Origin of the sequence: Frigoribacterium sp. CFBP 13707 (assembly GCF_014842245.1) — a bacterium.
GTDB lineage: Bacteria > Actinomycetota > Actinomycetes > Actinomycetales > Microbacteriaceae > Frigoribacterium > Frigoribacterium endophyticum.
This window is the reverse complement of the sequence record NZ_JACYVL010000001.1, coordinates 41,009-66,420: the sequence shown is the minus strand read 5'-3', so window position 1 is coordinate 66,420 and position 25,412 is coordinate 41,009. Positions and strand designations below refer to the sequence as shown.

Annotated in this window: 19 protein-coding genes and 2 tRNA genes; 11 read left to right on the top strand and 10 right to left on the bottom strand. The window is 73.0% G+C overall.

Going from position 1 to position 25,412, the window contains the following annotated elements; genetic code table 11:
- Positions 1-42 precede the first annotated feature (42 nt).
- Entirely contained in the window at positions 43-531 is a 489-nt protein-coding gene (locus IFT45_RS00285) for a Dps family protein (protein WP_056056459.1), read from the bottom strand.
- Between the two features lie 217 nt (positions 532-748).
- Here IFT45_RS00285 and IFT45_RS00280 point away from each other — a divergent pair, with 217 nt between their 5' ends.
- Both IFT45_RS00280 and IFT45_RS00275 read left to right on the top strand, forming a co-directional pair.
- Positions 749-2,341, top strand: coding sequence for a sensor histidine kinase (locus IFT45_RS00280; protein ID WP_192126127.1), 1,593 nt, complete (start codon positions 749-751; stop codon positions 2,339-2,341).
- Between the two features lie 9 nt (positions 2,342-2,350).
- Positions 2,351-3,016 (top strand): response regulator transcription factor, encoded by a 666-nt coding sequence (locus IFT45_RS00275; RefSeq protein WP_056056457.1) that lies wholly within the window; start codon positions 2,351-2,353, stop codon positions 3,014-3,016.
- 40 nt (positions 3,017-3,056) lie between these two features.
- Here the strand turns inward: IFT45_RS00275 and IFT45_RS00270 are convergent, their stop codons facing one another.
- Entirely contained in the window at positions 3,057-3,845 is a 789-nt protein-coding gene (locus IFT45_RS00270; protein ID WP_192126125.1) for an SGNH/GDSL hydrolase family protein, read from the bottom strand.
- Positions 3,846-3,991: 146 nt separating this feature from the next.
- Between IFT45_RS00270 and IFT45_RS00265 the strand changes: the two genes are divergently transcribed.
- Positions 3,992-5,791 (top strand): acyltransferase, encoded by a 1,800-nt coding sequence (locus IFT45_RS00265; protein ID WP_192126123.1) that lies wholly within the window; start codon positions 3,992-3,994, stop codon positions 5,789-5,791.
- 158 nt (positions 5,792-5,949) lie between these two features.
- Here the strand turns inward: IFT45_RS00265 and IFT45_RS00260 are convergent.
- Positions 5,950-6,020: transfer RNA gene (locus tag IFT45_RS00260), tRNA-Gly, on the bottom strand.
- A gap of 151 nt (positions 6,021-6,171) precedes the next feature.
- On the opposite strand from IFT45_RS00260, the gene IFT45_RS00255 reads away from it, so the two are divergent.
- The 6 genes from IFT45_RS00255 to IFT45_RS00230 all read left to right on the top strand — a co-directional run bounded on the left by IFT45_RS00255 (position 6,172) and on the right by IFT45_RS00230 (position 12,270).
- Positions 6,172-6,244: transfer RNA gene (locus IFT45_RS00255), tRNA-Pro, on the top strand.
- Positions 6,245-6,308: 64 nt separating this feature from the next.
- Entirely contained in the window at positions 6,309-7,631 is a 1,323-nt protein-coding gene (tig, locus tag IFT45_RS00250) for a trigger factor (protein WP_192126121.1), read from the top strand.
- 160 nt (positions 7,632-7,791) lie between these two features.
- Positions 7,792-8,379, top strand: a complete 588-nt coding sequence (locus IFT45_RS00245; protein ID WP_056056453.1) for an ATP-dependent Clp protease proteolytic subunit — start codon at positions 7,792-7,794, stop codon at positions 8,377-8,379.
- Positions 8,380-8,416: 37 nt separating this feature from the next.
- Positions 8,417-9,079: an ATP-dependent Clp protease proteolytic subunit gene (locus IFT45_RS00240; RefSeq protein ID WP_056056452.1), complete on the top strand. Its 663-nt coding sequence runs from the start codon at positions 8,417-8,419 to the stop codon at positions 9,077-9,079.
- Between the two features lie 210 nt (positions 9,080-9,289).
- A complete protein-coding gene (gene clpX / locus IFT45_RS00235; RefSeq protein WP_056056451.1) occupies positions 9,290-10,570 on the top strand; it encodes an ATP-dependent Clp protease ATP-binding subunit ClpX in 1,281 nt (426 codons plus the stop codon).
- Positions 10,571-10,716: 146 nt separating this feature from the next.
- Positions 10,717-12,270 carry a right-handed parallel beta-helix repeat-containing protein gene (locus IFT45_RS00230; RefSeq protein ID WP_192126119.1) on the top strand — a complete coding sequence of 518 codons (1,554 nt, stop codon included), beginning with the start codon at positions 10,717-10,719 and terminating at the stop codon, positions 12,268-12,270.
- A 53-nt stretch (positions 12,271-12,323) separates the two neighbouring features.
- On the opposite strand, the gene IFT45_RS00225 is transcribed toward IFT45_RS00230, so the two are convergent.
- A complete protein-coding gene (locus IFT45_RS00225) occupies positions 12,324-14,369 on the bottom strand; it encodes a M3 family metallopeptidase (protein ID WP_192126117.1) in 2,046 nt (681 codons plus the stop codon).
- Positions 14,370-14,464: 95 nt separating this feature from the next.
- Between IFT45_RS00225 and IFT45_RS00220 the strand changes: the two genes are divergently transcribed.
- Complete coding sequence (locus IFT45_RS00220; protein WP_192126115.1) at positions 14,465-15,283, top strand: methyltransferase domain-containing protein; 819 nt, start codon at positions 14,465-14,467, stop codon at positions 15,281-15,283.
- 77 nt (positions 15,284-15,360) lie between these two features.
- On the opposite strand, the gene IFT45_RS00215 is transcribed toward IFT45_RS00220, so the two are convergent.
- Together IFT45_RS00215 and valS are read right to left on the bottom strand one after the other, a co-directional pair.
- Complete coding sequence (locus IFT45_RS00215) at positions 15,361-15,621, bottom strand: hypothetical protein (protein ID WP_192046041.1); 261 nt, start codon at positions 15,619-15,621, stop codon at positions 15,361-15,363.
- Positions 15,621-18,227 (bottom strand): valine--tRNA ligase, encoded by a 2,607-nt coding sequence (gene valS, locus IFT45_RS00210; RefSeq protein WP_244637577.1) that lies wholly within the window; start codon positions 18,225-18,227, stop codon positions 15,621-15,623. The genes IFT45_RS00215 and valS overlap by 1 nt, the downstream gene beginning before the upstream one ends.
- Positions 18,228-18,449: 222 nt before the next feature.
- Between valS and proP the strand changes: the two genes are divergently transcribed.
- Positions 18,450-20,030, top strand: a complete 1,581-nt coding sequence (proP, locus tag IFT45_RS00205) for a glycine betaine/L-proline transporter ProP (protein WP_192126112.1) — start codon at positions 18,450-18,452, stop codon at positions 20,028-20,030.
- Between the two features lie 9 nt (positions 20,031-20,039).
- Here the strand turns inward: proP and IFT45_RS00200 are convergent, their stop codons facing one another.
- From IFT45_RS00200 to IFT45_RS00185, 4 genes are all read right to left on the bottom strand, one after another.
- Complete coding sequence (locus IFT45_RS00200; RefSeq protein ID WP_192126110.1) at positions 20,040-21,812, bottom strand: dipeptide ABC transporter ATP-binding protein; 1,773 nt, start codon at positions 21,810-21,812, stop codon at positions 20,040-20,042.
- Positions 21,809-22,618: an ABC transporter permease subunit gene (locus tag IFT45_RS00195; protein WP_192126109.1), complete on the bottom strand. Its 810-nt coding sequence runs from the start codon at positions 22,616-22,618 to the stop codon at positions 21,809-21,811. Before IFT45_RS00195 ends, IFT45_RS00200 begins: the two co-directional genes overlap by 4 nt.
- Before the next feature lie 101 nt (positions 22,619-22,719).
- Positions 22,720-23,772 (bottom strand): ABC transporter permease, encoded by a 1,053-nt coding sequence (locus tag IFT45_RS00190; protein WP_192126107.1) that lies wholly within the window; start codon positions 23,770-23,772, stop codon positions 22,720-22,722.
- Positions 23,750-25,390: an ABC transporter substrate-binding protein gene (locus IFT45_RS00185; protein ID WP_192126105.1), complete on the bottom strand. Its 1,641-nt coding sequence runs from the start codon at positions 25,388-25,390 to the stop codon at positions 23,750-23,752. The genes IFT45_RS00190 and IFT45_RS00185 overlap by 23 nt, the downstream gene beginning before the upstream one ends.
- Positions 25,391-25,412 lie beyond the last annotated feature (22 nt).

Genomic DNA, 25,412 nt, shown 5'->3' with positions numbered 1-25,412 from the left:
CGGCCTCTCGTCAGGCAGGTGCCGGGGTCAGCCGACGTCGGCTCAGCCGGCGACGTGCGCCGCGAGGAACCAGCGGTCCTTCTCGAGGCCGCGCGAGATCTCGATCGCGACGTCCTGGCTGGAGGCGTCGAGCTCGCCGAGCTCGTCGATGGCGGTGCGGACGCCGACCAGGGCGGCGTCGATCTGGGCGACCAGCTCGGCGATCGTGCGGTCGATCTGGTTGAAGCCGGGCGACGTCGTGGGGATCGAGGTCTTCGCGGCGACGGTCTCGATGCGCGCGTCGACGGGGAGGCCGAGGGCGACGACGCGCTCGGCGGCCAGGTCGGCCCACTCGCGGGCGTGGTCGACGACGACGTCGATGAGCTCGTGCACGGCGACGAAGGCGATGCCCCGGACGTGCCAGTGCGCCTGCTTGCCGTTGACGGAGAGGGCGGTCAGGTCGGTGACGATCGGGCTGAGGAACTGGGCGACGCCGGCGGCGACGTCCGGGTCGACGGAGCCCTGGGGAACGGTGATGCGGAGATCGGTCATGACGAGTCCTTTCCTAGACGATGGGTGCAACGCTATTCGGCTGAGGGGATTCCGCAAGCAAGCTGAGGCTGCACTTCGTGAGGGTCGCCTGCCCTCACCGGCGCCGGCCTGCGTCCCGTCGGAGCCGCTCGTCCGGGTCGCAGCGGGGGATAACCCCACCGGGCGTCCGGGCGCTGGCACCATGGGGAGCGAGGCCCGGACCCGCGAGGCTCGTCCCATGACCCAGGAGCGCCCCATCACCGTCCAGAACCCCTACCTGTCGCCGCCCGCCCGCCCGGGCGGCTACCGTCGCCGCTGGCGCGAGCTGCCCCGCGAGCTCGGCTACGTGGCCCTCTCGGCGGTGCTGGTCGTGATCGTGTCGCTGGGCGCCGCGCTGTTCTTCCACGTGCTGAGCGGCTCGAGCGACTCGCTCGTCACCCTCCTCTTCCTCGCCGTGGTCGTCTTCGGCGCCCTCTGGCTGGCCCGCTGGTTCGGCACCTTCGAGGTGCTCCGGCTGCGCTGGGCGAGCGACCGCCCGATCCGCCCCGTGGACTGGACCCCGAACACGGCCTGGGGCCGGTCGAGCTCGCGCTTCGTCCGCGCCGTGTCGGTCTTCGCGAACCCGCACTACTGGCTCTACCTCCTCTACGCCCTCATCGTGTTCCCGACCGTCGCGGGCGTGACGACGTTCGTGCTCGCCCTGCTGCTCGGCGGCCCCCTCCTGCTCGTGCTCGGCATCGTGCTGTTCTTCGGCGCCGTCACCCCGTTCCCGCTCGGCGACTGGCCGTCGGCGATCGGCGCCGGCGGGGCCGCCGCCCTGGTGATCGTGGCCCTCGCCGTCTTCGCCGGCGTCGTGCTCGTCTACCCGTACGTCGTGCACGCCGCGGTCGTGGTGCACCAGGCGATCGCCGCCGCCGTGCTCGGCGGGTTCCGCTCCGAGCAGCTCGAGGTCGAGCTGGCCGACCGCGAGATCTCGCGCACCGCGGCGCTCTCCGCCGAGGGCACGGCGCTCCGTCGCCTCGAGCGCGACATCCACGACGGGCCGCAGCAGCGGCCCGTGCGCCTCCAGATGGACCTCGCCGCCGCCGCCCGCGCCGTCGACGTCGACCCGGAGAAGAGCAAGGCCCTGATCGAGGAGGCGCGGGTGCAGTCCCGCGAGGCCCTCGAGGAGCTGCGCGCCCTCTCCCGCGGGTTCGCCCCGCCGCTGCTGCTCGACCGCGGGCTCGTGGCCGCCCTCGAGTCGCTCGTCGACCGCGCCGTCATCTCGACGACGCTGGTGAACCGGGTGCCCGCCCACGTGGTGGTGCCCGCCGACATCGAGCGCAACGCCTACTTCATCGCGTCGGAGCTCGTGACGAACATCGGCAAGCACTCGGAGGCCAGCTCGGCCGACCTCGCGCTCCGCACCCGCACCGCCCCCGACGGCGTCGGCACCCTGCTCGAGCTCGTCGTCACCGACGACGGCCGCGGCGGCGCGGGCCTCCGTGACGGGCACGGCCTCGCCGGGGTGCAGGAGCGCCTCGTGGGGCTCGGCGGGTTCCTCGACATCTCCAGCCCGCAGGGCGGCCCGACGATCGTGACGGTGAGCATCCCGCTCGTGACCGACCTCGGGAGCCCGGTCGCGCCTCCCTCGGCGGACGCCCCGACGACGGCGGAGCCGACGCCGACCGCGGCGACCCCCGGCACGTCGCCCACGCTGCCGCTGCCCCCGTACGCCGCCGTCACCGAGCCGCTGCCCGACGTGTCGCCGACCGCCGTGACCGAGCCGCTGCCCCGCGGTGCGGGCCGTGGTCGAGGGCGAGGCGCGACGGGCGGGTCGACGGCTCCCTAGACTGCCGGGATGACCGACGGCCCCCTCGACCCCGCCCTCCGCGTCGCGGTCGCCGACGACTCCGTGCTGCTGCGCGAGGGCCTGGTGCGGCTGCTCGACGAGCTGGGGGTGGCGGTCGTGGGGGCCTTCGGCGACGCGGACTCGCTGCTCGCCGACCTCGACGCCGTCGCCCCGGACGTCGCCGTGCTCGACGTCCGCATGCCGCCGACCCACACCGACGAGGGGGTGCGGGCGGCGATCGAGATCCGTCGCCGGCGCCCGCAGACCTGCATCCTGCTGCTCTCGCAGTACGTCGAGGTCGCCTACGCCCGCGACCTCCTCGAGTCGGGCTCGGGCGGCGTCGGCTACCTGCTGAAGGACCGCATCGCGTCGATCGACGAGTTCCGCGACGCCCTCGAGCGCGTCGCCGCCGGCGGTACCGTGCTCGACCCGCAGGTCGTCTCGCAGCTGCTCGGGCGCCGCAGCGACCCGCTCTCGGCCCTCACGCCCCGCGAGCGCGAGGTGCTGACCCTCATGGCCGAGGGCCGCACGAACGCGGCGATCGCCGCACAGCTCGTGATCGGCACGGGCGCCGTCGAGAAGAACGTCACGTCGATCTTCCAGAAGCTCCTGCTGGAGGACAGCGGGACGGACCACCGCCGCGTGCTGGCGGTGCTGGCCTACCTGCAGCACTAGGGGCGGGCGGGGCGCGACCCGCACCGCGCCTCCCCGGGGGTCAGCTGCCGCCGTCGACGCTCCCCGGCGCGACCCCGTCGGGCGTGCCCTCGACGGGCCCCTCGTCGGCCCGGAGCACCTCGGGGGCGGCGCCGACGTCGAGGATGGTCTCGCGGAGCGACCGGCCGAGCCGCTCGTAGCCGGCCGTTGTCGGGTGGATGCCGTCGACGCTGGCCCCGGGCACCCAGGCCTCGCCCGAGCGGACGGCCCGCCACGGGTCGACGAAGACGTGGTCGGTCGTCGCGACCCAGCGCTCGAGGTCGCGCTCGTAGCGGGCGGCGGCCGAGGGGTCGCGGTCGTACGGTGGGATGGCGGCCACGACGACCTCGCGCGCGCCGACGGTGTCGATGATCGACTCGTACGACGCCCGGGCCGCCGAGAACGAGACTCCCGTGCGCACGTCGTTCGTGCCCGACATCAGCACGAGGACGTCGACGTCGGCGACGGGCTGCACGGCGGCGGCCTGCTGCTCGACCGTGCTGCCGCCCCGCGCCCAGCCGCCGACGTACTCGACGCCGTCGCCCTGCGCGTACGTCATCCACGTGTCGGCGTCGAGCCCGTCGCTGAGCAGGCGACCGCCGCCGGCCGTGAGCGAGTCGCCCACGATCGCGACCCGGACGCCGTGGCCGTCGCCCGCCGCGACGGGCACGAGCGTGCTGGCCGCGCCCGGCGCGGCTGCGGATACCCGAGCGGGGGAGGCGGTGGTCACGGCCCCCGCGGAGCAGCCGGTCGTCAGCAGGGCCAGCGCCGCGCCCACGAGCGCGACGCGGGCGGGGGTCGCGCGGTCCATGGGTCGATCGTGCCGCATCGCGGGAGCCTCCACGTACACCGTCGGGATGACATCTGCGCTCACTGGCACGGTCAGCATCATGAGACATATTACGATGGTGGGTCTGTGGGTCCGGACGGGGCCTCGACGACGATCGGAGCACCACCGTGGTCCCCTTCCGCTACCGGGCCGAGCTCGACGGGCTCCGGGCCGTCGCGATCCTCACGACGATCTGGTCGCACGCGGGGTTCCGGGGGCTGAGCGGCTCGGGCATCGACTTCTTCTTCGTCATCAGCGGCTACCTCGCCACGAGCATCGCGCTGCGCGACCGCGACCTCGGGCGCTTCGGGGTCGGTCGCTACCTCGTCCGCCGGGCCCGCCGCATCCTCCCCGCCCTCGTCGTCGTCATGCTGGCGACCCTGCCCGTGGCCGTGCTCGTGATGCTGCCCGACGAGCTCGAGAACTACGGGCAGTCGCTCGTGGCGACGCTGGCCTCGGGCAACAACGTGCTGCTCTGGCTGACCTCCGGCTACTGGGACCTTGCCTCCGACTTCAAGCCCTTCCTGCACACCTGGAGCCTCGGCGTCGAGGAGCAGTTCTACCTGCTCTTCCCCCTCGTGCTCGTCGTCGCTCCGCGGGTGCCCGCCCGGGTGCGGACGATCGCGCTGGTCGCGGCGACGCTCGCCAGCCTCGTCCTGGCCCTGCACCAGGGGCTCGTCGACGTCGACTCGGCCTACTACCTCCTGCCCGCGCGGGCGTGGGAGATCCTCGTCGGCTGCCTGCTCGCGGTGGGTGCTCGTCGGGGGTGGCGCTGGCTCGTCGCCGTGCCCGACGGCCGGGCGCGCTGGCTCGCGCTGCTCGGCCTGGGTCTCGTCGTGGCCTCGCTGGTCGGGGCCCCGGCCGAGGAGGGGTTCCGCCTGCCGGTCGTGGCGGCGGCCGTGGCGGGCGTGGCGCTCGTCATCGCGTTCGCGCGCTCCGGGTCGCCGGTGACGCGCTTCCTCTCGGCCCGGCCGCTCGTCGCGGTGGGGGTCGTCACCTTCAGCGTCTACCTGTGGCACCAGCCCCTCTTCGTGTTCGCCCGCGTGCTGACGCCGGAGGCCCCGCCGGCCTGGCTCTTCGTCGTGCTCATGGCCGTCGCGCTGGGCGTGGGCTGGCTGTCGTGGCGGTTCGTGGAGGAGCCCTTCCGCCGCCCCGCGCGGATGTCGCTCCGCCGGTTCGTGCCGGTGGTGGGCGGGGGAGTCGCGGTGGTCGTCGTCGCCGGAGCCGTGCTCGCCGGGTCGGGCGGCCTGCCCGCACGGCTCGGCGAGGACCCGGCCGAGGCCTCGATCGACTACAACAGGCGGATCAGCGAGACGGGCCGGGAGCCCTTCGACCGGCCCGGCGCGACGAACGTGCTCGTGGTGGGCGACAGCTGGTCGCGCGACCTGGCGAACAGCGTGCTCGAGACGTACCCGCGGGCCGACCTCGAGCTGCGGCACCTGCACGGCCCGTCCTTCGACGCGGGGGTCTGCTTCCTCGCCGCGAACCCCGAGCTCGAGGGGTCGGCGCTCTGGTCGGGCGCCGACGTGGTGCTGGTGTCGATCGGCGACGAGTACGAGCCCTGCCTGCGAGGCGAGCTCGCGAGCATGACGGCGGAGGGCAAGGCGGTCTTCTACGGCGGGCCGAAGAACTTCGGCGACAACCTCAACTGGGTGGTGCAGCGCCGCGGCGACGACCGTGCTGGCCTGACGAACCGGTTACCGGGGTGGGTGGCCGAGCGCGAGGCGAGCTCGTCGGCCCTCGTGCCCGCCGAGCATTACGTGTCGTGGAGCCCCCTGTGGCGCGACGGGCGCACGCCGATCACGGACGACTCGGGCGCCCTGCTGTCACCCGACCGCGTCCACTTCACCCGCGCCGGCGCGACCCTCTTCGGCGACGCCCTCCGCGCCTCCCCCCTCGACGCCTACTTCGCCCCCCTCGACCGCTGACCCGCGCCCCCGGGTCGCGCCTCCGCGACCGCCCCCGTAGGCGACGGACGCCGGAGGCGTCGAACGAGCACCGCGACGGACGAGGCAGAACAACGCCCGGAGGAAGATTCATTCACGTCGCCGAAGGCGACGGACGCCGGAGGCGTCGAACCCATACGAGGGGATGACGGGAATCGAACCCGCGCCATCAGTTTGGAAGACTGAGGCTCTACCATTGAGCTACATCCCCGGAGCGGCCGTGCCGCAGCGGTGGCACCAACTATAAACCATGGGCTCGGCCCGCTCAGTCACGGGCGGCCGTGGGTCGGCTAGACTCACCGAGGCCTGTTCCCACCCGACCTCAACGGGGTGACCGGGGGCGGGCCGAGTCAGGTGATGCACGGGGCGTAGCGTAGTGGCTAGCGCGTCCGTTTTGGGGGCGGAAGATCGCAGGTTCGAGTCCTGTCGCCCCGACAGTCGTCTACCCCCGCTGTCTCGGTCGTGAGTTCAGCGCCACCAACACAGGAGAAGCCCTACATTGGTCCAGACCACGGTTGAGAAGCTCAGCCCCACGCGCGTCAAGCTCAACATCGTCGTCACCCCCGACGAGCTGAAGCCCAGCGTCACGCACGCCTACGGTCACATCGCCGAGTCGATCAACATCCCCGGCTTCCGCAAGGGCAAGGTGCCGCCGCCCATCATCGACCAGCGCGTCGGTCGCGAAGAGGTCCTGAACCACGCGGTCAGCGAGAGCCTCGACAAGTTCTACCGCGAGGCCGTCGCCGAGACCGAGATCCGCGTCCTCGGCCGCCCCGAGGCGGACGTCGTGGCCTGGCCCGACGTCAAGGACTTCTCGGGCGACCTGACGATCGCCGTCGAGGTCGACGTGCGCCCCGACTTCGACCTGCCCGACTACGAGGGCCTCGAGCTCACGGTCGACAGCGTCGAGATCTCCGGCGAGGAGGTCGACGAAGAGCTGTCGAACCTGCGCACGCGCTTCGGCACGCTCGTCACGGTCGACCGTCCCGCGACGACGGGCGACTTCGCCCAGATCGACCTCACCGCCACCATCGGCGACGACGAGGTCGACTCGGCCAAGGGCATCTCGTACGAGATCGGCTCGGGCGAGCTCATCGAGGGCATCGACGAGGCCCTCGAGTCGCTGACCGCCGGTGAGAGCACCACCTTCGAGTCGAAGCTGCTCGGCGGCGACCGCGAGGGCGAGACGGCTCAGATCGCCGTCACCGTCACCGCCGTCAAGGAGCGCGAGCTGCCCGAGGCCGACGACGACTTCGCGCAGATCGCCAGCCAGTTCGACACGATCGACGAGCTCAAGGGCGACCTCAAGGAGCAGCTGGCCAAGTCGAAGACCTTCGGTCAGGGCGCCCAGGCGCGTGACCAGGTCGTCGAGAAGCTGCTCGAGGCCGTCGAGATCCCCGTCCCGGAGAAGCTCGTCGAGGACGAGGTGCACCGTCACCTCGAGCAGGAGAACCGCCTCGAGGACGAGGAGCACCGTGCCGAGGTGAAGGAGAGCAGCGAGAAGGCCTTCCGCAACCAGATCCTCCTCGACGCGATCGCCGAGAAGGAAGAGGTCAAGGTCGAGCAGGACGAGCTCACCCAGTACCTGATCCAGGGCGCTGCACAGTACGGCATGGAGCCCGGCGAGTTCATCAAGGTGCTCGACCAGAACGGCCAGATCCCGGCCATGGTCGGCGAGGTCGCCCGCAGCAAGGCCCTGGCGGTCGTGCTGTCGAAGGCGAAGGTCGTCGACGGCGAGGGCGCCGAGGTCGACCTGTCCGCCTTCACCGCCACGGCGGGCGTCGGCGGCGACGACGACCACGAGGGTCACGACCACGCCTGATCGGGCGTGACGACCGGAGGGCCGGGTGCATCTGCACCCGGCCCTCCGTCGTCTCCGGGGCGCGGCCGGCAGTCAGTTATTGCCGTGGGCGAACAGCCCGGAAGTGCCGCGTTGCACCCGATAGGTTCAACAGCAAGCGACAACGAATGGGAGCTCCACCATGGCCGACGTGACACTGCCCAACAGTGTTTTTGACCGACTGCTCAAAGACCGCATCATCTGGCTCGGGTCCGAGGTGCGCGACGAGAACGCCAACGAGATCGCCGCGAAACTCCTCCTCCTCGCCGCTGAGGACAGCGAGAAGGACATCTACCTGTACATCAACTCGCCCGGCGGGTCGATCACGGCGGGCATGGCCATCTACGACGCGATGGAGTTCGTGCCGAACGACATCGTGACCGTCGGCATCGGCATGGCCGCCTCGATGGGCCAGCTGCTGCTCACCGCCGGCACCAAGGGCAAGCGCTACATCACGCCGAACGCCCGCGTCCTGCTGCACCAGCCCCACGGCGGCTTCGGCGGCACCAGCTCCGACATCCAGACCCAGGCCCAGCTCATCCTCTCGATGAAGCAGCGCCTGGCCGAGATCACGGCGGCGCAGACGGGCAAGACCGTCGAGCAGATCAACGAGGACGGCGACCGCGACCGCTGGTTCACCGCCGAGGAGGCCCTCGAGTACGGCTTCGTCGACCACATCCGCGGTTCGGCCACCGACGTCATCGGCGGCGCCGGCACCGACCAGGACTAGCCCCCACCCGATCATCAGCACAGAAAGAGAAGAACTCATGGAACTCCCGATGATGGGTGGCGCGGGTCGACTGCAGGCCCCCAGCTCCCGGTACATCCTGCCGAGCTTCGAGGAGCGCACGGCCTACGGCTACAAGCGCCAGGACCCGTACGCGAAGCTCTTCGAGGACCGCATCGTCTTCCTCGGCGTGCAGGTCGACGACGCCTCGGCCGACGACATCATGGCCCAGCTGCTCGTGCTCGAGAGCATGGACCCCGACCGCGACATCACTCTCTACATCAACTCGCCCGGTGGCTCGTTCACGGCCATGACGGCCATCTACGACACGATGCAGTACATCCGCCCCGAGATCCAGACGGTGTGCCTCGGCCAGGCGGCGTCCGCCGCGGCCGTGCTGCTCGCGGCCGGCCAGCCCGGCAAGCGCCTCGCCCTGCCCAACGCCCGCGTGCTGATCCACCAGCCCGCGACCGGCGGCAGCAGCGGCGGCCAGGCGTCCGACATCGAGATCCAGGCGAAGGAAGTGCTCCGCATGCGCACTTGGCTGGAGGAGACCCTCTCGAAGCACTCGAACAAGTCGCCGGAAGAGGTCAACCGCGACATCGAGCGCGACAACATCCTGGGTGCCGAGGAGGCGCTGGCCTACGGCCTCGTCGACCAGGTGCTCACCTCGCGCAAGAACCAGCCGGCGCTCACGCGCTGACCCCTGCGCCGACCGGCCACCGCCGGCTCGGCGCGACGTCGGAGGACCCCGGGCACGCGCCCGGGGTCCTTCGTCGTCCTCCCCGGTGCGCCCGGCGCGGGTCGATCCGGCCCGGAGGGCGGTGCGGGTGCGGGAGTGTCGGACGATCGGGTTAGGCTCGGGGGACGACGGCCGACAGGGGTCGACGACCAGCTGACAGGGAGGCCGGGCATGGCACGGATCGGTGAGAGCGCAGATCTGCTCAAGTGCTCCTTCTGCGGCAAGAGCCAGAAGCAGGTGCAGCAGCTCATCGCGGGCCCCGGGGTCTACATCTGCGACGAGTGCGTCGAGCTGTGCAACGAGATCATCGAGGAGCGCCTGGCCGAGGCCGGTGAAGAGCCCACGAGCGAGTTCGACCTGCCGAAGCCCCGCGAGATCTACTCGTTCCTCGAGGAGTACGTCATCGGGCAGGACGCCGCGAAGCGCGCCCTCTCGGTGGCCGTCTACAACCACTACAAGCGCATCCGTGCCGCGTCGACGCTGACGGCGGCCGAGTCGCTCGCCGACGAGGTCGAGATCTCGAAGTCGAACATCCTGCTGATCGGCCCGACGGGCTGCGGCAAGACGTACCTCGCCCAGACCCTCGCCAAGCGCCTCAACGTCCCGTTCGCGGTGGCCGACGCGACGGCGCTGACCGAGGCGGGCTACGTCGGCGAGGACGTCGAGAACATCCTCCTCAAGCTCATCCAGGCGGCGGACTACGACGTCAAGCGCGCCGAGACCGGCATCATCTACATCGACGAGATCGACAAGATCGCCCGCAAGGCCGAGAACCCGTCGATCACCCGTGACGTGTCGGGCGAGGGCGTCCAGCAGGCCCTGCTGAAGATCCTCGAGGGCACCGTCGCGTCCGTCCCGCCGCAGGGCGGTCGCAAGCACCCGCACCAGGAGTTCATCCAGGTCGACACCACCAACGTCCTCTTCATCGTCGCCGGAGCGTTCGCCGGCCTGGAGGACATCATCAGCAACCGGGCCGGCAAGCGCGGCATCGGCTTCGGGGCTCCCCTCCACAGCAAGGAGGACGAGGCGGCCCTGTTCAGCGAGGTCCTCCCCGAAGACCTGCACAAGTTCGGCCTGATCCCCGAGTTCATCGGCCGCCTCCCGGTGGTGACGACGGTCACGCAGCTCGACCAGGCAGCCCTGATGCAGATCCTGACCGAGCCGAAGAACGCCCTCGTGCGCCAGTACCAGCGCATGTTCGAGATCGACGGCGTCGAGCTCGAGTTCGACAGCGCCGCCCTCGAGGCGATCGCCGACCTCGCCGTCCTCCGCCAGACGGGGGCCCGCGGGCTCCGGGCCATCCTGGAAGAGGTCCTCGGGCCGATCATGTTCGACGTGCCCTCCGACGACACCGTCGGCAAGGTCGTCGTCACCCGCGCCTCCGTCATGGAGAACGCGGCGCCGACCATCGTTCCGCGCCTCGTCGAGCAGCGCACGGAGAAGTCCGCCTAGCGCGCAGCCCTCGACGTCGACAGCCCCGCGGGCCGACGTCGCCCGGAGAGCCCGACCGACGAGGTCGGGCTCTTCGTCGTCCTGCCCCCTTCGGGGCTCTTCCCCCGCCTCGACGGTCAGTGTTAGCGTGGATCGTGCATGAAAGCGTGAGTGATGTAAGAGTCGACGATGTGCGGCGTGGTCACGGGGTCACCCCCGACACGGCACCCGACGACATGTCGGGGCCGGTCGACCTGCGGGGCAGCGCCGACACGGGAGGCCGGCTCGGCCGGAGGGCGATGCTCGCCGCCGCGCTCGGCACGCTCGGGGCCGGGGTGCTGGCGAGCAGCCCGGTCGGTCGCGGCGACGCGGCCCACGCGGTGGGGGAGCCGACCGCCCCGGCGACCGGGGCTCCCGGCGCAGCGGGCACCGCGACTCCCGGGGCCCCGTCGGGGGTGCGTCGCTCGTCGGCCTCCGCGACGCTCGCGGCGGCGATCGCGGGCACGGAGGCTCACGGCACCCTCGTCGTCGACCGGTCCGAGACGACCGCGGTGCCGGTCGTGGTGGACCGCCCGATGACCCTGCTCTTCGAGGCCGGCGTGGAGCTGCGGACGACCCGGGACGTCAGCGCCCTCGTCGTCCGGGCCGACGACGTCACGCTGCGGGGAGCCACCGTGGTCGGGTCCGGCTCCGCGACGAGCGGGAAGGCCCGCGGGGTCGAGGTCGTCGCGACGGTCGGGGCTCCCGTGCGACGGCTGCGCGTGTCGGGCTGCTCGATCTCGCGCTTCTCGTACGGCGCCGTGTACCTCGAGCACGTGCGCGACTTCACGGTCGACGGCAACGTGCTCACCGACCTCGCGTACGCGGGCGTGATGCTGTTCTCCTGCCTCGACGGCACGGTGCGGGGCAACGAGGTCACGGGCGTGCACCAGTCGGGGTCGTTCCCGAACTCGTACGGCATCGCCGTGAACCGGTACTGGAACCAGTCGATCGACGTCGCGCCGCGCTCGGAGCGGATCACGGTGGCCGACAACGTCGTCTCGGACGTGCCGCTCTGGGAGGGCATCGACACGCACGGCGGGCGCGAGGTCACGATCGTCGGCAACCGCCTGACGGGCTGTGCGGTGGGGATCGCCGTCGTGCCCTGCAAGAGCCCCGACGGCGCCACCACCTACGCGCCGCTCGACTGCGTGGTCGCGTCGAACACCGTCGACGCGGGCACGCTCGCCGTGCCGCGCAACGGCATCGTCTTCAAGGGCGCGGGGTTCGGCTCGGGCACGGCCGTCGAGGAGGGCACCGGCGCGATCCTCGACAACACCGTCACGGGCTACGGGGGAGACACCCTCGACGCGGCGGTCTGCGTCTACTTCACCTCGGGGCTCGTCGTCGCCCGCTCGGTGCTGAACGGGTCGATCGCCCGGGCGCTCAACATCTACACGGGCAACCACGACCTGACCGTCGTCGACACCCTCGTCACCGGGCTGACGAGCCGCACGACGCAGCGGCCGAGCGTGATCGACGTCCGCCACCACGACAACTCTGCGCTCATCGTCCGCACCCGGTACGTGGCGACGCCCGGCAGCCGTGCCGACGCGGTGGGGCTCTACGCCGCGGTCGGCGGCAGCACGCTCGACCTCGTCGACAACGACTGGACGGCCACGGCGCGCGCGGTCTACTGCAGCGTCGAGAACACCCTGGCGCGGCTGCACGACGGGGCCTGAGCGCCGCGGGGTGCCCGGCGGCGCCGCGGGGCGCCCGGCGGCGCCGCGGGGCGTCAGGCGAGGCCGCGGCGCTCCAGCAGGGGCTCGACCCGCGCGTCGCGGCCGCGGAAGTCGCGGTAGGCCTCGAGCGGGTCGCGGGAGCCGCCGACGCCGAGCAGCCGTGCCCGGAACCGGTCGCCGCCCGCCCGGCTGAGCCCGCCGTTCCCCTCGAACCACTCCACGGTGTCGGCGTCGAGCACCTCGCTCCAGATGTACGAGTAGTAGCCGGCGTCGTAGCCGCCCGAGAAGGTGTGGGCGAAGTAGGTGCTCGAGTAGCGCGGGGGCACCGGCGCGAGGTCCAGGCCCGCCGCGGCCAGCGCCTCCCGCTCGAAGGCCTCGACGTCGGTGACGGCGGCGGCCTCCGCGGCGGTGAGCGTGTGCCACGCCTGGTCGAGCAGGGCGCTCGCGAGGTACTCGCTCGTGGCGAAGCCCTCGTTGAAGGCCCGCGACGCGACGAGCCGGTCGACGAGCTCCTGCGGCATGCGCTCGCCCGTCTCGTGGTGCACGGCGTAGTTCTCGAGCACCTCGGGCCAGAGCATCCACATCTCGTTGACCTGGCTCGGGAACTCGACGAAGTCACGGAAGACGTTCGTGCCCGAGAACGTCGGGTACGTCACGCGGGCGAGCAGGCCGTGCAGGGCGTGCCCGAACTCGTGGAAGAGCGTGGTGACCTCGTCGAGGGTCAGCAGGGTCGGCGAGCCCGCCGCGGGCTTCGGCACGTTGAGGTTGTTGACCACGACCGGCGGCAGCCCGAGCAGCGCCGACTGCGAGACGAGCGGGTTCATCCACGCCCCGCCCCGCTTGGAGTCGCGCGTGTACAGGTCGAGGACGTACAGGCCCACGGGACGGCCGCCCCCCTCGGTCACCTCGAAGACCCGTGCGTCGGGGTGCGGGCCGACCAGGTCGGGGCGCTCGGCGAACTCGAGGCCGTAGAGCTGCGACGCCGCGAAGAACACGCCGTCGTGCAGCACGCGCTCGGCCTCGAAGTAGTCGCGCATCGCGGTCGTGTCGACGTCGTAGCGCTCGGCCCGGAGGCGGTCGGCCCAGAAGGCCCAGTCGGCCGCGGCGACCTCCTGCCGGCCCGCGGCGGCCCGCAGCTCGACGAACTCGGCCCGGGCGTTCGCGGCCGCGGGCGGTGCGAGCCGGCCGAGCAGGTCGGCGACGGCCAGCGGGCTGCCGGCCGTCTCGCCGGCGGTGACCCACGACGCGTGGTCGCGGTGGCCGAGCAGCTCGGCCCTCTCGGCCCGGAGCCGCACGATCTCGAGCAGGAGGGCTCGGGTGTCGTGCTCGCCGCCGCGTCGGCCCCGGGCCAGGGAGGCGCGCATCACCCGGTCGCGGAGGTCGCGGTCGGTGAGGTCGGCCAGCCACGGGTGCCCGGTCGGCAGCACGAGGGTGATCACCCAGCGCCCGTCGAGGCCGCGGTCGCGGGCGGCCTCGGCCGCGGCGGAGACCTGGCCGTCGCTGAGCCCGTCGAGCTGGCGGACGTCGTCGACGACCACGGCGAGGTCGTTCGTGTCGGCGAGGAGGTGCTTCTCGAACTGCGTGGTGAGGGTCGACAGGCGGCCGTTGAGGTCGCGCAGGCGAGCCTTCTCCGCGTCGCCCAGGCCCGCTCCCGCCCGCTCGAACGACCGCAGCGTGCGGTGCACGAGGTAGCGCTGTTCGTCGTCGAGGCCGGCCTCGTCGTCGTCGCCGCGCTCGACGGCGTCGGCGACGGCGCGCACGCGGGCGTACAGGCGCGGGTCGAGCCGGATCGCGTCGTCGTGAGCCGCCAGCTTCGGCGCGAGCTCGAGCTCGAGGGCGTCGGTGGTGGCGTTCGAGTCGCTCGAGGCCCGGTCGAAGAAGACGTGCCCGACGCGGGTCAGCACGGCCCCGCCGCGCTCGAGCGCCGCGATCGTGTTCTCGAACGTCGCGGGCGCCGGGTCGGAGGCGACGGCCTCGACCTCGGCGCGGTGCTCGGCGAGGCCCGCCTCGAAGGCCGGTGCGAAGTCGTCGTCGGTGATGGTCGCGTAGGGCGGCAGCGAGTACGGCAGCGGGCTCGGCTCGAGGAACGGGTTCGTCATGCGCCCACCCTACGAGCGCGCCGTACGTCGGGGCGGGCGGACCGCGGGGCGTCACGGGGGAGGGCAGCCCCGAGGAGGCGCGCTACAGTCCCCGCATGAGCTCACGCCCCGGTGCCCCCGCCACGTACACCCACGGCCACCACGAGAGCGTGCTGCGGAGCCACGCGTGGCGCACCGTGGCCAACAGCGCCGCCTACCTCGAGGCCGAGCTCGTGCCGGGCCGGCGCGTGCTCGACGTGGGGTCGGGCCCCGGCACGATCACGGTCGACATCGCGGAGCGCGTCGCTCCGGGCCGCGTGGTCGGCGTCGACGCGGCCGAGGTCGTCGTCGAGCAGGCCAGGGCGCTCGCCGCCGAGCGGGGCGTCGACACGGTCGAGTTCGTCGTCGCCGACGTCTTCGCGCTGCCCTTCGACGACGACTCGTTCGACGTCGTGCACGCGCACCAGGTGCTGCAGCACGTCGGCGACCCCGTCGCGGCCCTCCGCGAGATGCGCCGGGTGACCGTGCCCGGGGGAGCGGTGGCGGCCCGCGAGGTCGACTACCACGGCACCGTCTGGGCACCGGCCTCGGCCGGCCTCGACCGGTGGATGGACGTCTACCAGCAGGTGCACCGCGGCAACGGCGGCGAGCCCGACGCGGGGCGGGCCCTGCGGGGCTGGGCGCTCGAGGCGGGCTTCACCGACGTCTCGTGCACCGCCTCCTCGTGGTGCTTCTCGACCGACGACGAGCGCACCTGGTGGGGCGACAGCTGGGCGGCGCGGGCGACGGAGTCGGCCTTCGCGGCCGACGCCGTCGCGCGGGGCGTCGCGACCGCCGCCGAGCTCGAGGCGATCGCCGACGCCTGGCGGGCCTGGCGGGACGCCCCGGACGGCGTGCTCATGATGCCGCACGGCGAGATGATCGCTCGCGCCTGACGCCTGACGCCTGACGCCTGACGCCTGACGCCCGACGCCTGACCGGCGCCCGCCCCGGGCTCCGGGCCGGTCGTCGCTCAGGCGTCGGGGTCGGTGCCCTCGTCGTCGGCCTCGTGGATGCGGGCCTCGCCCGTGACGGCGTCGACGCGGATCGTCGTGCCGTCGTCGAGCTCGACCACCGGGCGGTGCTCGAGGTAGGTCAGGGTCCAGCGCCAGGTCGTGGCGTCGACGCCCTGCTCGGCGAGCTCGCGCTCGACCTGGGCGACCGCCCCGACGACCGGGGCGGGGAGGGCGGCCGGCGCCGCGCCTCCCACGCTCCACCGCGTGCCGAGCTGCATCAGGCGCCCGCCGCCGGGGCCGGGGCCTCGGGCAGCTCGCCGAGCTCTATGGCCGCGACGGCCAGCGCCTCGCCCTCGACGAACTCGAGCGACTGGATCTTGCCGACCGCCGCGAGGTCGGAGGCCGCCCCGCGGAGCACGGCGAGCTGGGCGGCCGGGGCCGCGATCGTCGCCGAGACCACGGGGGTCTTCTGCGACGCCTTCGCGTCCGACTTGGCGCGTCGCACGCCGATCAGGGCCTCGCCGACGAGCGCGAGCAGACCCGTGGGCTGCTCGACCTCGCCGAGCTCGGCCGCCGTGGGCCAGGAGGCGCGGTGCACCGAGCCGTCGTGGGTCCACGACCAGACCTCCTCCGTCGCGAACGGGAGGTACGGGGCGAGCAGGCGCAGCAGGCCGTCGATCGTGGTCTGCAGGGCGAGCACGGCCGAGGCCTGCTCGGCCGGCGTCGTCGCGCCGTACGCGCGCTCCTTGACGAGCTCGAGGTAGTCGTCGCAGAAGGTCCAGAAGAACTTCTCCGTGATCTCGAGCGCACGGGCGTGGTCGTAGCCCTCCAGCGCGTCCGTCGCGGCGCCGATCACCGTGGCGAACTCGGCGAGCATGTCGCGGTCGAGCGGCTCGGTGACACGGTGCTCGCCCGAGGGCAGCTCGAACGAGTACACGAACTTCGCGGCGTTGAGCACCTTGATCGCGAGGCGACGGCCGATCTTGATCTGCTTCGGGTTCTGCGGGTCGAAGGCCGCGTCGGTGCCGAGGCGGCTCGAGGCCGCCCAGTAGCGGACCGCGTCGGAGCCGTGGTCGTCGAGCATGGCCGCCGGGGTGACGACGTTGCCCTTCGACTTCGACATCTTCTTGCGGTCGGGGTCGACGATGAAGCCCGAGATGGAGGCGTTCGTCCACGGCACCGTGCCGTGCTCGAGCTGCGACCGCAGGGCGGTGGAGAACAGCCAGGTGCGGATGATGTCCTGGCCCTGCGGGCGGAGCGAGTACGGGAAGACGAGGTCGAACAGCTCCGGGTCGGTCTCCCAGCCGCCGGCGAGCTGCGGGGTGAGCGACGAGGTCGCCCAGGTGTCCATCACGTCGAGCTCGCCCTGGAAGCCGCCGGGCACGCCGCGCTGCGACTCGTCGTAGCCGGGGGCCGCGTCGCTCGACGGGTCGACGGGCAGCGACGCCTCGTCGGGCACGATCACGTCGTCGAAGACGGGGTTGCCGTCGGCGTCGAGCGGGTACCAGACGGGCAGGGGCACCCCGAAGAAGCGCTGACGCGAGATGAGCCAGTCGCCGTTGAGGCCGTTGACCCAGTTGTCGTACCGCACGCGCATGAAGTCAGGGTGGAACGACACCTCGCGACCCCGCTCGAGCAGCGACTGCTGCAGCTGCTCGTCGCGGGCGCCGTTGACGATGTACCACTGGCGCGTCGACACGATCTCGAGGGGCTTGTCGCCCTTCTCGAAGAACTTGACGGGGTGCGTGATCTTCCGGATCTCGCCGACGAGCTCGCCCGAGGCCGTCAGCTGCTCGACCACCGACTGCTTGGCGCTGAAGACCGTCTTGCCGGCCAGCTGGGCGTACGCGTCGCGGCCCGCCTCGGACTCGATCGCGGCCGGGGCCTCGCTGACGAAGCGGCCGTCGAAGCCGATCACCGCGCGGTTCGGCAGCTGCAGCTCACGCCACCAGACGACGTCGTTCGTGTCGCCGAAGGTGCAGACCATCGCGATGCCGGAGCCCTTGTCGGGCTGCGCGAGGTGGTGCGCCACCACGGGGACCTCGACGTCGAAGAGGGGGGAGCGCACGGTCGTGCCGAAGAGGGCCTGGTAGCGCTCGTCGTCGGGGTGCGCCACGAGGGCGACGCAGGCGGGCAGCAGCTCGGGGCGCGTCGTGTCGATGAGCACGTCGCCCTGGCCGTCGGTGCGGTGGAAGGCGAGCTTGTGGTACGCCCCCGGCATCTCCTTGTCCTCCAGCTCGGCCTGGGCGACGGCGGTGCGGAAGGTGACGTCCCAGAGGGTGGGCGCGTCGGCCTGGTACGCCTCGCCCCGGGCGAGGTTGCGCAGGAAGGCCTTCTGCGCCATGGCCTGCGAGCGGTCGTCGATGGTGCGGTAGCTCTGGGTCCAGTCGACCGAGAGGCCGAGCTTGCGCCAGACGTCCTCGAACTGCTTCTCGTCCTCGACCGTCAGGCGCTCGCAGAGCTCGACGAAGTTGCGGCGCGAGATCGGCACCTGGTCGGCGGCCTTCGACGACTTGCCGTCGCCGCCCTCGAAGGGCGGCGTGAAGTCGGCGTCGTAGGGCAGCGACGGGTCGCAGCGCACGCCGTAGAAGTTCTGCACGCGGCGCTCGGTCGGCAGCCCGTTGTCGTCCCAGCCCATGGGGTAGAAGACGCTCTTGCCGCGCATGCGCTCGAAGCGCGCCTTGACGTCGGTGTGCGTGTAGCTGAAGACGTGGCCGATGTGCAGGCTGCCCGAGGCGGTCGGCGGGGGCGTGTCGACGGAGAACACGGAGTCGCGGGTCGCCTCGGTGCGCGAGAACCGGTAGGTGCCGTCGGTCTCCCAGACCTGGCCCCAGCGGGACTCGAGGCCCTCGAGGGCGGGCTTGTCGGGCATCGGTGACGTCATGGGCTGACTCCGGTTCTGTGGGCGGCGCCGTGTCGGTGGTGAGACGCCTGGATGTGGACCAGGTCAGTGTACGCGGGCCGACACGGCCGCCAGGGAAACGTGCGGTCAGCGCAGGGTTGCAGCCACCGCACTGGCGGCTCCGGCGCAGCGCTGCTAGGTTTCCTGGGTTTTTGCCCGACACCGCGGTCGCGCTCCGTCCCCCGATCCGGAGGTACTCGCACCATGTCAGCCAGGAAGAACGCCCCGACGCCCCGTCGTCGAGAACTCACCACCGACGACGTCACCGTCGTCGAGGAGTCGATGCTCAAGCGCGCCGTCAGCGCGGCCGCCCTCGGCAACGCCATGGAGTGGTTCGACTTCGGCGTCTACGCGTACATCACCACCACCATCGCCCAGGTCTTCTTCCCGCCCGGGAACGACGCCCTGAACATCCTCTTCACCTTCGGCACCTTCACGGCCGCCTTCGTCGTCCGGCCGATCGGCGGTGCCTTCTTCGGCCCGCTCGGCGACCGCATCGGTCGGCAGAAGGTGCTCGCCATGACGATGATCCTGATGGCCGCGGGCACGCTCGCGATCGGCCTGATCCCCTCCTACGCGACCATCGGGGTGTGGGCACCGATCCTGCTGCTGCTGGCGCGACTCCTGCAGGGCTTCTCGACCGGAGGCGAGTACGGCGGCGCCGCCACCTTCATCGCCGAGTACTCGCCCGACAAGCGACGCGGCTTCATGGGCTCGTGGCTCGAGTTCGGCACCCTGGGCGGCTACGTGCTGGGCGCCTCCCTCGTGACCGCGCTGCAGCTCGGCCTGAGCGAGGAGGCCCTGCTCGGCTGGGGCTGGCGGATCCCGTTCATCGTCGCGGGCCCGCTCGGCCTGATCGGGCTGTACCTGCGGCTCAAGCTGGAGGAGACCCCGGCCTTCCAGAAGCAGCAGGCCGAGGCCTCCGAGCGCGAGCACCAGAAGGTGCCGCTCCTGTCGCTGTTCCGCGAGAACTGGCGCGCCCTGCTCGTCTGCGTCGGCCTCGTGCTCGTCTTCAACGTCACCGACTACATGCTGCTGTCGTACATGCCGACCTATCTGTCGAACACCCTCGGGCGCGACGCGACCAGCGGGCTGCTGTTCATCATCGTCGTGATGGTGCTGATGATGCTCGTCATCACCTTCGGCGGGCGGCTCAGCGACCGCTTCGGCCGGCGCCCCGTTCTCTTCGCGGGCTGCATCGGCTTCCTGGTGCTGTCGTTCCCGGCGCTCCGCATGGTGCAGAGCGAGAACGGCGTGCTGTCGTTCGCGGGCCTGCTCGTGCTCGGCCTCGTGCTCGTCACGTTCACGTCGACCATGCCGTCGACGCTGCCCGCGCTCTTCCCCACGATCATCCGCTACGGCGCCCTCGCGATCGCCTTCAACGTGTCGGTGTCGCTCTTCGGCGGCACGACCCCGCTCGCGACCGAGGCGCTCGTCGTCTGGGCCGAGGGCCGCGGCTTCGGCTGGGCCCACGACATCCCCGCCTTCTACCTGATGGCGGCCGCCGTGATCGGCCTCGTGGCGGTGTGGTTCACGAAGGAGACCGCGAACGAGCCGCTGCTCGGCTCGGGCCCGACCGTGGCCACCGAGGCCGAGGCGCACGAGCTGATCGAGGCCTACCGCGACGAGACCAGCGAGGTGGCGCGGTCGGACTGGGGCCTCGCGTTCGCGGACTCCGGGCCGATCGCCGTGATCCGCCCGGAGGGCCAGGGCGGCGAGGGCGACCGCACGGGCGAGGGCGAGCTCGGCGGGCGGCCCGCCGCCGCGGAGCCGACGCGCTCGTAGGGGACTGGCTCAGGGCCGGGCGGCCAGCAGCGCCCGCGTGTACGGGTGCTGCGGCTCGCCGAACACCCGGGCCGCACGGCCGTGTTCGACGACGCGACCGTGCTGCATCACCGCGACGTGGTCGCTCATGTGGGCGACCACGTCGAGGTCGTGCGAGATGAACAGGTACGCCAGCCCCTCCTCGCGCTGCAGCTCGTCGAGCAGGTCGAGCACCTGCGCCTGCACCGAGACGTCGAGGGCCGACACCGGCTCGTCGCAGACGACCACGCGGGGCCGGGGGGCCAGGGCCCGCGCGACGGCGACCCGCTGCCGCTGACCCCCGGAGAGCGTGCCGGGGCGTCGCTCGGCGACGTCGGCGGCGAGGCCCACCCGGTCGAGCAGCCTCTCGACCTCGGTCGACACCCGCCCCGGCCGGGTGACGCGCCCGCTCGTCACGGCGTCGGCTAGCAGCTGGCCCACCGTCCAGCGGGGGTCGAACGAGCTCGCCGGGTCCTGGTAGACCGCCCCCAGCAGGGCTCGTCGCCCTCGGCGCTCCCGCTCGCGCAGCGGTGCCCACGGCTCGCCGAGCAGCGTCACCGCCCCGTCGTCGGGGTCGTCGAGGCCCAGCAGGAGGCGCGCGGTCGTGGTCTTGCCGCTCCCGGACGCGCCCACCAGGCCGAGCGTCTCGCCGGCGCGCAGCTCGAACGAGACGTCGTCGACGGCGACGCGGGGCGTGCTGCCCCGCACCGGGAACGCCCGGCGCAGCCCGCTCGCGGCGAGCACCACCTCCGGCGCCGGCCCGGCTCCGACCCGCGATGAACCGCGTTCCGTTCCATGAACCGCGGTGGAACGCCGTTCATGGAACGGAACGCGGTTCTCGGCGGAGGGCACCGGCGCGGGAGGCGCCGGGCGGTCAGGCGCGGAGGGCACGGGCGCGGGAGGCGCGGGGCGGTCAAGTGCGGAGGGCACGGGCGCGGGAGGCGCGGGGCGGGCAGGTGCGGAGGGCGCGGGCGACAGCCGGGCGCCGCGGGCCACGCCGCGCGGCAGGGCCGCGAGCAGCAGCCGCGTGTACTCGTGCCGAGGGTCGCCGAGCACCTGCTCGGTCGGCCCCGTCTCGACGACGACGCCGGCGCGCATCACCACCACCCGGTCGGCGAGCCGACGCACGACGCCGAGGTCGTGGCTGATCGCGAGCACCGCGGTGCCGCCGTCGCGGAGCGCCGCCAGGCGGTCGACGACCAGCCCCTGCACCTCGGCGTCGAGGGCCGTCGTCGGCTCGTCGGCGACCACGAGCTCGGGGCGCAGCACGAGCGCCGCGGCGATCAGGGCCCGCTGACGCAGCCCGCCCGACAGCTCTCCCGACCGCTGGCTGAGCCGCGCCTCCGGCTCGGGCATGCCCACCTCGACCAGCGCCTCCAGCGCACGCTCCCGGCGGCCCCGCGGCCCGAGGGACGTGTGGAGGCGGAGGGCGTCGTCGATCTCGCGGCCGATCGGTCGCAGCGGATCGAGCGACACGAGCGCGTCCTGCAGCACCAGCCCGATGCGCGGCCCGCGGACGGCACGCCAGCCGCGCTCGCCGAGGGCTGTGAGGTCGGTGTCGCCGAGGCGGAGGCCCCGGGCCGTGGCCCGGCCGCCGCTCAGGCCGAGCAGCGACCGTGCGGTGACGCTCTTGCCCGAGCCCGACTCGCCCACGATCGCGACGCACTCGCCGGCCGACACCGAGAACGAGACGTCGTCGACGACCGGCGGCCCGCCGAAGGCGACGGAGAGCCCGTCGACCTCGAGCAGCGCCGGGCCGCTCACGAGGTGCCTCCGCGTCGGGCGAGGCCGCGACCGACGATCGTCGACGCCGCCGCCGTGACGACGACCGCGAGGCCCGGGAAGACGGTCATCCACCAGGCGACCTGCACGTAGGTGCGGCCGGCCGAGAGCATCGCGCCCCACTCGGGCGCGGGCGGGGGCGAGCCCAGGCCGAGGTAGCTCAGCGAGGAGGCCCAGACGACGGCCTGCCCCAGGCCGAGCGTCGCCAGCACGACCACGGGCGCGAGGGCGTTCGGCAGCACGTGCCGCAGCAGCACCGTCGAGGGCCGGCGGCCGAGCACGACGGCGGCCTCGACCATGGCCGAGCGCCGTACGCGGCGCACCTGGGTCCTCACGATGCGCGCGTAGCCGGGCGCGGTGGCGAGGCCGACGGCGAGCGTCGCGGGCACGGAGCCGGGCCCGGTGAAGGCGATCACGACCAGCGCCAGCAGCAGGCCCGGCAGGGCGAAGAGCACCTCGAGCAGGCGGCTGACGCCCGCGTCGGCGACGCGCCCGGGCCAGCGCCCGTCGCCGAAGCCGGCGGCCACGCCCAGCAGCACGCCGAGGCCGGTGCCGATGAGGGTCGCGACGGCGCCGATCGTCAGCGACGCGCCGGCGCCGTGCACGATCCGCGTCCAGATGCCGCGCCCCGACTCGTCGGTGCCGAGGGGGTGCGCGAGCGACGGCGCGCCGAAGGCGTCGGCCGGCGACACGGCGAGGGGGTCGCCGGGCGCCAGGAGCCCCGGCGCGACCGCGGCCACGACGATCACCGCGAGCACGACGGCGGCTACGGCCTCGACGGGCCGCACGCGCCTCCGGGGTCTCCGGCGGCCGGAGCCCGCCCGCGGCGGCGCGGGCGGCGCCGACGGCTCCGACGGTCCCGGCGCCCCCGGCAGCACGGGCAGCACCGTCACGAGGCCCGCTCCCGTGGGTCGACGGCGCGCTCCGCGAGGTCGCCGAGCGCGACGACCACGACGTACGCGAGGGCGGAGGCCAGGGCCACGCCGGTGACGAGGGGCACGTCGCGGAGCGTCACCGCCCCGAGCAGCGTGCGCCCGAGGCCCGGCCGGGCGAAGACCGACTCGACGACGACGGCGCCGCTGAGCAGCGAGCCGAACGCCCACCCCGACAGGGCCAGCCCCGGCAGCGCGGCGTGCCGCAGCAGGTGCCGACGGAAGAGCCCCGAGGTCGACTCGCCCCGGGCCCGCGCCGTCACGGCGAACGGGGCGGACGCCGCGTCGAGCAGGGAGTCGCGGGTCACCTGCCCGAGGAACCCCGCCACCGGGATCGCCAGGGTCACCACCGGCAGCACGAGGCCGACGGGCGTGCCCGTGCTGACCGGGGGCAGCAGGCCGAGCTGCGTGCTGAAGACGAGGACGAGCACGCTCGCGAGCCAGAAGTGCGGCACCGCGGCGGCGACGACCTCGAGCGCCGACGAGACGGCGGACGCCGCCCGCCCGCCGAGGGTCGCCCACCAGGCCGTGCCCAGGGCGATCAGCCAGGCGACGACGAGCGACGCGAGCGCGAGGGCGAGCGTGCCGGGCAGCTGCTCGAGCAGCAGCCCGGCCACGTCGGCCCGGAGCGACCACGACGTGCCGAGGTCGCCGGTGACGAGGCGCCCCAGCTGCTGGAGGTACTGCACGACGAGGGGCTGGTCGAGCCCGTACTGCTCCCGCACGAGGGCGAGGGCCTCGGCCGACGCCTGCGAGCCCGGCCCGCCGAGGATCGCCTCGGCCGGGTCGCCCGGCACGAGCCGCACCGCGAAGAAGATGAGGGTCGCCACCGCCCAGAGCACCAGCACCGCGCCGGCCAGGCGACCGACGACCCACCGCAGGGCCCGCTCGGCCGACCCGCGACTCCTGCCCGACCGGCCGCCGGGCCCGTTCCGTCGGGGCGACGGAGGCGCGACGAGCGAGCCGGACCCGGCCCGGGCCCCGGCCTCAGTCGGTGACGGAGGCGTCATACAGGGTGACCGCCTGCACCGGGGGCAGCGCGCGGACGCCGGTGACCGACGAGCGGACGAGGTAGTGGTTCTGCTGGTCGTAGAGGGGCAGCACGGTGCGGCTCTCGAGCACGATCTGCTGGGCCTGCTGGTAGAGGTCGGCGCGCTCGTCGGCGTCGGAGGTCTGGGAGGCGCGGGTCAGCAGGTCGTCGAGGGCCGGGTCGGAGAGCTGGGCGTGGTTGGCGAAGTAGCCGCTCGGTGCCGGGGTGATGCCCGACGTGTCGAACAGGATGCGGAGCACGTCGGGGCCGACCTTCGTGTACGGCGCGCTGACCAGGTCGTAGTCGTCGCTCGCGAGGGCGCCGTACCAGCTCGAGAGGTCGAGGGGCTGCAGCACGACCTCGAACCCGAGCGACTTGGCCCCGGCCTGGATCTGCTCGAAGAGCGACTGCTCGGCGGGGATGGACTGGTTCGTGCTGACCGGGAAGGTCAGCGACAGGCGCGTGCCGTCCTTGGTGCGGTAGCCCTCGCTGTCGCGCCCCGTCCAGCCGGCCTCGTCGAGCAGGTCGCCGGCGGCGTCGGCGTCGACCTCGAACAGCGACGGGTCGGAGTAGGCGAGCGGCTCGACGCTCGACAGGGCGCTGTACGAGCGCTCGGCGGTGCCGAAGAAGAGCGAGTCGATCGCGTCGTCGACGTCGACGCCCGTGACGAACGCCTCGCGCACCCGCTCGTCGTCGAAGGGAGCCTTGCCCGAGTTCAGCTCGAGACGGTTGGAGGCGCCGGGCCGCGGGGCGTCGATCTCGCTGATCGCGTCGTCCTTCTCCGCGGCGACGAGGGTGTCGGGCTGGGCGTTGTCGATCACGTCGACCTGGCCGGCCTGGAGGGCCGCGTAGCGCGCCGCGGAGTCGGGGATGAACCGCCAGACGACGCTCTCGAGGTGGGCGGGGCCGGTGTGGTCGGCGTCGGCGGGCGGCGACGAGTAGTCGTCGTTGCGCGACAGCTCGACCTGCTCCTGCTTCGTCCACGAGTCGACGACGAAGGGGCCGGTGCCGACGGGCGACTCGCAGTTGACCTCCTGGGGCCGCTGGAGCGCCTCGGGCGACTCCATCGCGAGCCACGGCTGCGTGAGCGACTCGAGCAGGGCGCTGTCGGGCGTGCTCAGGTCGATGCGGGCCGTCAGGTCGTCGACGGCCTCGACGCCGGTGACCTTCGCGAGGGCGAGGTAGCCCGTCGACGACAGCGTGGAAGGGTCCTGCACGTGGGCCACGTTCGCGGCGACCGCGGCGGCGTCGAAGGGGGTGCCGTCGGTGAACGTCACGTCGGGCTTCAGGGTGAAGGTCCAGCTCAGGCCGTCGCTCGCCTCCGTCCACGACTCGGCGAGCCAGGGCACGATCTCGCCGTCGGCGTCCTTCGACACGAGCGACTCGGCGTACTGGGTCGAGATGAGGGCCTGCGGGTAGTTGCCGCCGACGTGCGGGTCGAGGCACGTGGGCTCGGCGTCGCCGGTCGCGTAGGTGAGGGTGCCGCCCTCGACGGGAGTCGCGGAGTCGCCGGCGTCGTCCGCCCCGGCGGTGCACCCGGCCAGCGCCAGGGCGCCGACGGTCGCGAGGGCGAGGAAGGGGAGGGGGCGCGTGCGCATGGTGCTCCGGAGGATCACGGGG

Excerpts from the sequence above, each read along its gene's own strand:
- IFT45_RS00285 (WP_056056459.1), bottom strand. The coding sequence starts at position 531 with ATGACCGATCTCCGCATCACCGTTCCCCAGGGCTCCGTCGACCCGGAC.
- IFT45_RS00280 (WP_192126127.1), top strand. The coding sequence starts at position 749 with ATGACCCAGGAGCGCCCCATCACCGTCCAGAACCCCTACCTGTCGCCG.
- IFT45_RS00275 (WP_056056457.1), top strand. The coding sequence starts at position 2,351 with ATGACCGACGGCCCCCTCGACCCCGCCCTCCGCGTCGCGGTCGCCGAC.
- IFT45_RS00270 (WP_192126125.1), bottom strand. The coding sequence starts at position 3,845 with ATGGACCGCGCGACCCCCGCCCGCGTCGCGCTCGTGGGCGCGGCGCTG.
- IFT45_RS00245 (WP_056056453.1), top strand. The coding sequence starts at position 7,792 with ATGGCCGACGTGACACTGCCCAACAGTGTTTTTGACCGACTGCTCAAA.
- IFT45_RS00240 (WP_056056452.1), top strand. The coding sequence starts at position 8,417 with ATGGAACTCCCGATGATGGGTGGCGCGGGTCGACTGCAGGCCCCCAGC.
- clpX (WP_056056451.1), top strand. The coding sequence starts at position 9,290 with ATGGCACGGATCGGTGAGAGCGCAGATCTGCTCAAGTGCTCCTTCTGC.
- IFT45_RS00225 (WP_192126117.1), bottom strand. The coding sequence starts at position 14,369 with ATGACGAACCCGTTCCTCGAGCCGAGCCCGCTGCCGTACTCGCTGCCG.
- IFT45_RS00220 (WP_192126115.1), top strand. The coding sequence starts at position 14,465 with ATGAGCTCACGCCCCGGTGCCCCCGCCACGTACACCCACGGCCACCAC.
- IFT45_RS00215 (WP_192046041.1), bottom strand. The coding sequence starts at position 15,621 with ATGCAGCTCGGCACGCGGTGGAGCGTGGGAGGCGCGGCGCCGGCCGCC.
- valS (WP_244637577.1), bottom strand. The coding sequence starts at position 18,227 with ATGACGTCACCGATGCCCGACAAGCCCGCCCTCGAGGGCCTCGAGTCC.
- proP (WP_192126112.1), top strand. The coding sequence starts at position 18,450 with ATGTCAGCCAGGAAGAACGCCCCGACGCCCCGTCGTCGAGAACTCACC.
- IFT45_RS00190 (WP_192126107.1), bottom strand. The coding sequence starts at position 23,772 with ATGACGCCTCCGTCACCGACTGAGGCCGGGGCCCGGGCCGGGTCCGGC.
- IFT45_RS00185 (WP_192126105.1), bottom strand. The coding sequence starts at position 25,390 with ATGCGCACGCGCCCCCTCCCCTTCCTCGCCCTCGCGACCGTCGGCGCC.